Source organism: Oribacterium sp., assembly GCF_057249185.1.
On the sequence record NZ_DBHIGR010000038.1, the window covers coordinates 1 to 1,058 of the forward strand.

The window sequence follows — 1,058 nt, forward strand, 5'->3', positions numbered from 1 at the left end:
GCTTGTAAAGGACGGGGATCGAGTCTTTATTAACGGCAGTAAAACTGCGCTGAAGATGTTAGACTATGTAGGAGATAAAAATGTCACGGTCTATACCAACAACGGCCTGGCTATGGGAAGGAAATTCCCGGAAAATGTCTCCATCCACATGACCGGGGGAGAATTAAGAAATCATATTCTCGTAGGAGACTTCACCATGAGGAACATCTTGGATGTGACTGCAAACAAAACCTTTATCGGCTGTTGGGCAGTCTATGATGACGGTGCATTTTTATATAACATCGCCAATGAAATCGGCATTAACGAAGCCATGATCAGCAGGACCAAAGAAGATCTTTATATCCTGGCTGACCATAGCAAGCTACAAAGAGATGATACCCCTGGTAGTCGCTACGGAAGTTGTATCTATGACAGAAAAGTTACACTCATCACCGATAGTCAGGCTGATATGGAAATTGTAAACAAATTAAGAGAAAAAGGCCTGGAAATTGTAATTGTGTAAGCGCAAAAAGGAGATAATTTATGGTATCAAAGAAAATCACATTAACCAATGAACAGGGACTGCACATGCGTCCCGCAAGTGTGTTTAGTCAGGCTATGACCCCATTTGCCTGTGATGTGACGATTCTTTTTAACGGAAAGTCCTACAACGCCAAGAGTGTTATGCTCTTAATGAGTGCTTGTATGAAGCGTGGCTCTGAAATCGAAATTCAGTGTGACGGTTCCGATGAAGAAGAAGCAATGAAGAAAGCCCTGGAGCTTATTGAAAGCGGTTTAGGGGATTAATGTAAATAGAAAGAAAGGACTTTTCGATACTCTGCCACGTGCCATGGGCACTCCGCCATAGATTGTGAAAAGCCATTCTTAAGGGAGTTCTGTCAAAAAGCAGAACTTCCTTCTTTGTCAGAAGGAGAATAGAAAATGTTAAACGGAATTCCCGCTTCACACGGAATAGGAATCGGCAGCATCTGCGTAATTGAAGAATACGATTTAACATACGAAGCTGTCAAAATCGAGGATACGGAAAAGGAACAAAAACGCTTTGATAAGGCGATAGA

The 1,058-nt window shown here is 42.1% G+C and carries 3 protein-coding genes; all 3 read left to right on the forward strand.

Features of this window, described 5'->3' with window-relative positions; genetic code table 11:
• On the forward strand, window positions 1-502 hold a 502-nt coding region (locus tag ACO4PX_RS03620), incomplete at its 5' end, for a DeoR/GlpR family DNA-binding transcription regulator (protein WP_485571495.1).
• Window positions 503-522: 20 nt separating this feature from the next.
• The gene (locus ACO4PX_RS03625) at window positions 523-786 is read left to right on the forward strand and encodes an HPr family phosphocarrier protein (RefSeq protein WP_314834040.1); all 264 of its coding nucleotides are present in this window, start codon (window positions 523-525) and stop codon (window positions 784-786) included.
• A 135-nt stretch (window positions 787-921) separates the two neighbouring features.
• Window positions 922-1,058: phosphoenolpyruvate-utilizing N-terminal domain-containing protein (locus ACO4PX_RS03630; RefSeq protein WP_485571521.1), on the forward strand; the 137-nt coding region annotated here is incomplete at its 3' end.